Here is a 6,228-nt window from a genome sequence, read left to right as displayed (position 1 = left end):
CGATGTTGTTGCCGCTCGGGAATTACGGCGGTGCCGCCCCGGTCATGCTGCCGCGCATCGACAGCGTGCTGATCGACGTGGCGGGCACCGCGTGCATACGCTGTCGAACTCCAGGATGCGGACACCCATCGCAAGGGCATCCACGTGCAGCTCACGACGGCACCCACCGCCGAGCTGGCCGTACCGCGACGGGTCCATCTGGTGCGTGGTCGCATCGACGGTGCCCTCGGCGAGCAGGTCAAGCTCGTCGATGCCGACATCATCGCCAGCGACGTGCAAGCCCTATCGCCATGAAACACGCCATCTGCGCACTCATGACGTTGGCGGCGCTGCTTGCCGGATGCGGCGACAAAGCGCCACCGGAACAGGCCTGGGAGGTCAGTCCCCCGCCCCCGGCACTCACCGTGGCATTCGGCGAACAGACGTTTGCCTTCGACCCCACCTACGCGGCATTCGCCACGCTCAGGCACAACCTGATCCTGAGCGATTCGGCCATCGTGAACCGGCCAGAGCGCGTGCCCGCCACCGTGCATCGGATCTACCTGGCCAACTACGACCTGCAACTGACCGATCCGGCGCAGCAGGACTACCGCCGCATCGATGCCGACGGCCAGTTCCGCGTGGAGATCCAGATCGAGGCGGACAAGGACGCCCCCGCCGACGCGCCGGTTCGCCCCGGAGAGTACGGGCCGGCAGCCACCCCGTTCGACCGCGTTTCATGGGTCGCCATCGACCGATACGGCAAGCCCGGCACCATGCTGGCAGGCAGCCAAGCCGCAGGAACCGTGAGGATCGTTTCGTCCACCCCGTCGGAAATCACTGCGGAGATCGACTTCTCCGACTCCGATGGTCGGGTCCAGGGCCGCTTCACCGCGCAACGGCTTCCGGAGGCATCATGAAGACGTTCGTCCTGTGTTCGATCCTTCTCGCCGCCTGCACGACGCCCGCCCTCGCGCAGGCTGAAACGGCGTGCGAAATGGCCGCTTTCGTCGCCAATACGGACAGCGGCGTCAGGATTCGTGCCGAGGCGGACTTGAAGGCGCCGATCGTGGGCCGGCTCCCCGCCAACGCCGGCGGCACGCTGGTGTTCATCCAGGGCGCGCGCAACGGTTGGCTGAAAGTCACCTCCGCCATCGACGCCAGCAAGACGCGCGTGTTCACCGGCACCGGCTGGATCCATGCGCCGCTGCTGGCGGTGCGGACCTTCAGCCGGGACGACTCCCTCGTCGACTACCACGCATCACCCGACAGGCAAAGCGACGCGCTCGGCAGCCTGCGTGCCGAACTCGACGTGAACCTGCTCGGCTGCTCGGGCGACTGGGTGAAGGTCGCCGTTCCCATGCGCGGCGGCGCGGACACGGAAGGCTGGCTGCCGTACGGTGCCTGGTGCGGCAGCCCCTGGGAGGACTGCATGTAAATCCCATTCGTCATCCAGAACCGAGATCCATCCATGCACCCCCGATCACTGAACCAGTCACTGAACCCAAACAGGAGAATCACCATGACCCGCACAACCTCCCTGGCCTCGTCCATCACGATGGCACTCGCACTTTCCGCCTGTGGTGGCGACACTGGAGCCTCCAGTGACACCAGTGCCAGTCCCCCTGCCGCGACCGCCGCATCCGGTACCGCGCCGGAACAGGCGACCATCTCCGCCGTCGAGTTGGAAGCCGCGTACAAGGCCGACAAGGAAGCCTGGATCGGCAAGCAGGTGACGGTGGCCGGCACCTATGGCGGACATGGACAGAACGTCGAAGGCGGCGTCGCCAAGGACTTCCACGTCATCGTCAACACGCCTGGTGCGAGCTTCAGCGAGCGGCGGAACGCTGCCACCTGCTATCTCGATCAGGCGCCGGCAGACGACGTCAAATCGCGTGGACCACAGGATGCGCTGATCGTCACCGGCACGGTCAAGGCGGTGCCGCGCGGTCTGGTCGACAACTACGCCCAGCTCAACCCCTGCCGGATCGTCCAATAAGAACCCACGCCAGGCCATCGGCTGGCACCAGGGCGGGCGCAGGCACCCCGTCCTTTTCGCGCCTGCGGAAAGGACGGGGCGCGGCGGCCCAGCTCCAGCCGGGCCTTGAAACCCACCTGTCCTTGCCTCGGACCACACCATGAAGCGCCCTCTGATCGCACTCGCTGTGCTGTCGACAACCATGGCCACCGTTCCCGTCCATGCCGAACAGTCCTGCAACACCTACGCCTTCGCGCTGGAACCGTTGCGCACCATCGAGCTGCGCGCCGGGGCAGGCGAACAGTTCGATCTCGTCGCCACGGTGCCCGCCGATGAAGGCGGCACTGTGTTCGGCATCGTCGGCGTCGAGCATCGCCACCTCGACATCCATTGGCTGAAGGTCGATCACGCTGTGGACTCCCGGAGCCGGTCGGTCTTTTCCGGCACGGCATGGGTGCCCGCCATCCAGTTGGCGGTCAAGTCGCATCCCCGCTACACGGTGTTCGTCGAGCCTTCGATGAGCGCCGAACCGGTCGATATTTCGCTGTTCGATGCGGTGCTGCCCCTGTCCGACTGCCGTGGCGAATGGGTACAGGTCGAACTGCCGGTCACGGGAACGGAAATCATCGACCCGCAGCTGAGGGGCTGGATGCCATCGGGTGCCTACTGCGGCAATCCGTGGATCGAATGCGATTGAAGGAGACCATGTCCATGAACCCGACGATCCGCCTGCTGATCGCCATCGCCGTGACCGTGTCTCCGGCAACGTGCCTGTTCGCCCAGGAAGTGGAAATACGCTTTCCCGAGGGGGAGGTTTCGACCAGCGTGTCGGGCAGCCTTACCGATCGTTCTCCCACCTACATCTTCTCCGGCGTGAAAGCCGGGCAGGAGGCCGAAGCCAGCCTCCAGTCGGAGCAGGGCCGCGTCATCTTCTGCCGCAGCGAGATCGACGCCTCCCATCGCACAACCGAACGGACCTCGGCGCTGGAAGGAAACCTCTACTTCTGCATCGAGAACCTGGACTGGAACAGCGGCAAGCCCGTCGCGTTCACGCTGACGGTATCGCTTCTGCCAACACCGCCTTCACCGAACCCCGAAGCAGCGGCGCCCGAACCACCGCCTGCCGCGCTCTGGCTGGGCACTTACCGGTCGCGGCCCAACACCGGATTGCGGCTGCGGCACTCGGGTGCCGCCCGCATGCATCCGGTTCCCGACATCGAGTCCTACGCGAAAGAAAGGAGCACGCAATGAAGCATCGTTTCGCATCCCTGGCGCTGATCGCGCTCTGCGCCCCCTGCCTGGCCTCCGCTGATGACCACGCCTGGATCGCGCAGGCCGCCGCGCAGGCACAGGCCATCGGCAACCGCGCGGACTACGAACTGGGGAGCGATTCCAACGGCCCCGGTTCGAACGTGCCCGTGGCAAGGCAGAAACTGCAGACGCTGCGCATGGCCCAGGGGCTGGCCCGGCAGCTCAAGCCGCAGCTCGCCGAATGGGAGCAGCGCAACGGCAGCGACATGGGCGATCTCTATCAACGCTTCGGCATGGACAGGGGCGATGAGGCATGGAAGGCGCAGCAGCAGGTGCGTCGCTTCATCGAGGCCGTGGAAGCGGCCGGGCCGCAAAACGCGCGCAACTGCATCGAACTGGTGGAGACCTGGGGCGTGGATGCGACGTACATCGCGCGGCTGCATCCGACCGTGCAGGTCAAGGCGGTCGAAGATGCCCGTGGTCTGGCGTCGATGTGCGACCAGTTCGCCCCGGACGATGCCGAAGTGAGGCAGGCCGCCGCGGCCCTCGAACCCCGCCTCGCGGCAACCCTGGAGCAGTTCGCCGAACTGGAACGCAAGGCGCTGGAATCCCGGGACTGGAAACCCTCCAGCGCCGGCGTTGCGCAGGCCGATGCGCTGGCCCAGGCGGTGAAGCAGTTCCTGTCCGGTCACCCGGAATGGGGTGGCAACCAGACCAAGGGCACCCAGGTGCTGGCCGTGTCCGTGCAAGGCGACTGGTTCGTGGCCGAACGCAACCTGCTCGGGCAACCGGCCAGATGGGGCCTGCCGGTGCACGTGGCGATCCGCACCAGGGCGCACAAGCCGGAGGTGGCCCAGGTCTACGACCTGTCGATCATCACCCCGACGGACAGGCAGGCCGCGCCGTTCGAGGGCTACTGGGTCGGCGACACCTGGATGGTGCTGGCTTCCCGGGTCAAATAGCGCCCACGGCGATGCCGTCATGCCGCAACGACATGACCACCCAGGCCCTGCAAACCTTCCTGCGCAGCCTCGATCACGGCGCGGTACGACAGGACACCTACGACCTCGAACATCTCACCGCGCTGACGCCCGCCGAGCGCACGATGGCCGAAGACGCCCTGCTGCACCGCGCCCGCCGCGACCACGACCGTCGTGCCATCCTGTCGCTGGCTGATCTGGGCGTCGCCCGTGCCATTCCCGTGCTCGAAGCCATTGCGGCGGATTCGGCCTCGCCAGGTGCCGTCTGGGCCAACCTCGCCCTTGACCGGCTCGGCGCCGACACCACCGAGCGCATCGCCCACGACGCGCTGTCCGCCACCTCATTCATCGAACGCTTCGCCGCCGTTCACGCATTGCGAAACCACCCCCGCCCAGTCGCGTTCAACGCGCTTGTGGCCAGCCTCGACGACCCGACTCCGGCCCTGCGATCGGAAGCCTATGCCGCGTTGCTCGATGCGTTCGGGCTGACGCCGCTCGTCCGCACCGCCGACGGGCAGCCGGAATTCAACGCTCCGCTGGAACGCATCCATCTGCTTGTTGCCAGTCCCCTCGAATCGCTCGCCCGCCGTGGCGCGGACGAGGCCGGGCGCTTCGTTCGGGGGCTGATCGACGGCAAGACCCCGCAGCAACTCGACCTGATCTACCAGCCGACCGCGCCCGCCGATTTCGGCGACGCGCTCGCCGCCGCGCTACTCGATCCGGCCACGCCCGTTCCTGTCGAGCGCGTGCGCGCCGCCACCGGACACGACCGCGCCTGGGCGGAAACCTTCCTCGTCGCACAACTCGCCGTATCCCGGCCGCGCGTCCCGGCCGCCATCGCCGACCTCGGCCTGACCTGGGCGCTGGACGCCCTGCGGGAAGCCCGGCGCGCCATCGGCGAGGGCGACGCCTATGCCAACGAGCTGGATACGGCCATCGCCCGCCTCGCAGCACCTGACAATCCCGGCACGCCATGACGGCACGCAGCGGCGGCAACGCGCGGCGTCCGCATCCGGGCCTCACACGGGCCACTTTCTGCCGGCCCGTTTATCACTGTTCAAGAACCGATCACGCACCGGTCATGACCTGAAGCGGGAGCGCGGGCACGGTGGCGCGGCTTTCGCGGCGATGATCGAACCGCGCCAGCAGGAACGCCGCCGCTTTCGGATGGGCGGTCCCAGGTCCGCGGCCCTGCTCCGGCCGGCCAGCGGGAACATTGGCAAGTAATGGAGAAAAGCGATGGAAACAACTCGTCCCAACACCAGTGCATTCGCGCTGATCGCAGCGCTGTGTCTTATCGCATGCGCCGGGTGCGGGTCCGGCCAGACGTGTACCGGCGAGATGACCGTGGATGGGCAAACCTACAAGGGGTCATCCGGCTACGCCGAACAGGCGATCGAGAATACCTGCGCCAATTACTGCGCGGCCACGGCATCTGGCAATCAGACGGCTGCCTGCACAGCGGAATGCATGCAGCAGTACCGCGACGGTGAGCGGCTCATCTGGGTGGAGTGCCCGTAAGTCCCGCGGCTACGCCTACCCGCAGGGGGTGCCGGATCCGCTGCCAGCGGAGCTCGAGGCCCAGCTGCCGAAGCCGCTGCAGAACCTGTCCGCTCCGCGACCCGAGACGGAGGCGGACAGCAAATCGGCGCTGACGAGCCGCTACCTGGCGCCCCACGCGTTGCAGGCGCGACTGGACCGGACCCTCGTCTCGTCGCCGTCGCAGAAGCCTACGCCCAAAAAGTAGGCATCGACCTCCGCCGCCAGGCGGAATATGTGGTCGTCGACGAGGCGCGCGCCGCCCGCATTGCCGCGGCCTACGACGCCATGGAGCATGCGCCCCAGGACCGCAAGGTCAAGGCCGCCTACGCCGATCTGATCAAGCAGACCCGGGCCCAGTACGACGCCCTGGTTGAGGCCGGCTACGAGTTCTACTAACAGTCCCATGGCAGCCAAAGAAGTCCGTTTCTCCGAAGACGCCCGCGCCCGCATCCTGGCCGGCGTCAACATCCTGGCCGATGCGGTCAAGGTCACCCTGGG

General features: G+C 67.1%; 10 protein-coding genes. All 10 read left to right on the top strand.

Annotation, left to right across the window (positions count from 1 at the left end; all coding sequences use genetic code 11):
• Nucleotides 1-144 precede the first annotated feature (144 nt).
• The 10 genes from EDC25_RS14815 to EDC25_RS14800 all read left to right on the top strand — a co-directional run bounded on the left by EDC25_RS14815 (nt 145) and on the right by EDC25_RS14800 (nt 6,126).
• Complete coding sequence (locus EDC25_RS14815; protein WP_164483857.1) at nt 145-294, top strand: hypothetical protein; 150 nt, start codon at nt 145-147, stop codon at nt 292-294.
• Nucleotides 291-899 carry a hypothetical protein gene (locus EDC25_RS14810; RefSeq protein ID WP_123520658.1) on the top strand — a complete coding sequence of 203 codons (609 nt, stop codon included), beginning with the start codon at nt 291-293 and terminating at the stop codon, nt 897-899. Before EDC25_RS14815 ends, EDC25_RS14810 begins: the two co-directional genes overlap by 4 nt.
• A gap of 77 nt (nt 900-976) precedes the next feature.
• Nucleotides 977-1,417, top strand: coding sequence for an SH3 domain-containing protein (locus tag EDC25_RS14805; RefSeq protein ID WP_164483858.1), 441 nt, complete (start codon nt 977-979; stop codon nt 1,415-1,417).
• Between the two features lie 84 nt (nt 1,418-1,501).
• Nucleotides 1,502-1,978 carry a hypothetical protein gene (locus EDC25_RS14370; protein WP_132577771.1) on the top strand — a complete coding sequence of 159 codons (477 nt, stop codon included), beginning with the start codon at nt 1,502-1,504 and terminating at the stop codon, nt 1,976-1,978.
• Nucleotides 1,979-2,117: 139 nt separating this feature from the next.
• The gene (locus tag EDC25_RS14365; protein ID WP_123520661.1) at nt 2,118-2,654 is read left to right on the top strand and encodes an SH3 domain-containing protein; all 537 of its coding nucleotides are present in this window, start codon (nt 2,118-2,120) and stop codon (nt 2,652-2,654) included.
• A gap of 14 nt (nt 2,655-2,668) precedes the next feature.
• A complete protein-coding gene (locus tag EDC25_RS14360) occupies nt 2,669-3,208 on the top strand; it encodes a hypothetical protein (RefSeq protein ID WP_132577769.1) in 540 nt (179 codons plus the stop codon).
• Nucleotides 3,205-4,170 carry a hypothetical protein gene (locus EDC25_RS14355; RefSeq protein ID WP_123520663.1) on the top strand — a complete coding sequence of 322 codons (966 nt, stop codon included), beginning with the start codon at nt 3,205-3,207 and terminating at the stop codon, nt 4,168-4,170. Before EDC25_RS14360 ends, EDC25_RS14355 begins: the two co-directional genes overlap by 4 nt.
• A gap of 32 nt (nt 4,171-4,202) precedes the next feature.
• Nucleotides 4,203-5,165 (top strand): HEAT repeat domain-containing protein, encoded by a 963-nt coding sequence (locus EDC25_RS14350; RefSeq protein ID WP_132577767.1) that lies wholly within the window; start codon nt 4,203-4,205, stop codon nt 5,163-5,165.
• A 262-nt stretch (nt 5,166-5,427) separates the two neighbouring features.
• Nucleotides 5,428-5,709, top strand: coding sequence for a hypothetical protein (locus EDC25_RS14345; RefSeq protein ID WP_132577765.1), 282 nt, complete (start codon nt 5,428-5,430; stop codon nt 5,707-5,709).
• Between the two features lie 255 nt (nt 5,710-5,964).
• On the top strand, nt 5,965-6,126 hold the full coding sequence (locus EDC25_RS14800) for a hypothetical protein (RefSeq protein WP_164483912.1): 162 nt from the start codon (nt 5,965-5,967) through the stop codon (nt 6,124-6,126).
• The last annotated feature ends 102 nt before the right edge of the window (nt 6,127-6,228 follow it).

The sequence above is a fragment of the Pseudofulvimonas gallinarii genome (assembly GCF_004343305.1).
Lineage (GTDB): Bacteria > Pseudomonadota > Gammaproteobacteria > Xanthomonadales > UBA2363 > Pseudofulvimonas > Pseudofulvimonas gallinarii.
This window is presented reverse-complemented; position numbering and strand designations above follow the sequence as displayed.

Bases quoted from the DNA above. Each gene is read 5' to 3' on its own strand.
- EDC25_RS14810 (WP_123520658.1), top strand. From the start codon at position 291: ATGAAACACGCCATCTGCGCACTCATGACGTTGGCGGCGCTGCTTGCC.
- EDC25_RS14805 (WP_164483858.1), top strand. From the start codon at position 977: ATGGCCGCTTTCGTCGCCAATACGGACAGCGGCGTCAGGATTCGTGCC.
- EDC25_RS14370 (WP_132577771.1), top strand. From the start codon at position 1,502: ATGACCCGCACAACCTCCCTGGCCTCGTCCATCACGATGGCACTCGCA.
- EDC25_RS14365 (WP_123520661.1), top strand. From the start codon at position 2,118: ATGAAGCGCCCTCTGATCGCACTCGCTGTGCTGTCGACAACCATGGCC.
- EDC25_RS14360 (WP_132577769.1), top strand. From the start codon at position 2,669: ATGAACCCGACGATCCGCCTGCTGATCGCCATCGCCGTGACCGTGTCT.
- EDC25_RS14355 (WP_123520663.1), top strand. From the start codon at position 3,205: ATGAAGCATCGTTTCGCATCCCTGGCGCTGATCGCGCTCTGCGCCCCC.
- EDC25_RS14350 (WP_132577767.1), top strand. From the start codon at position 4,203: ATGACCACCCAGGCCCTGCAAACCTTCCTGCGCAGCCTCGATCACGGC.
- EDC25_RS14345 (WP_132577765.1), top strand. From the start codon at position 5,428: ATGGAAACAACTCGTCCCAACACCAGTGCATTCGCGCTGATCGCAGCG.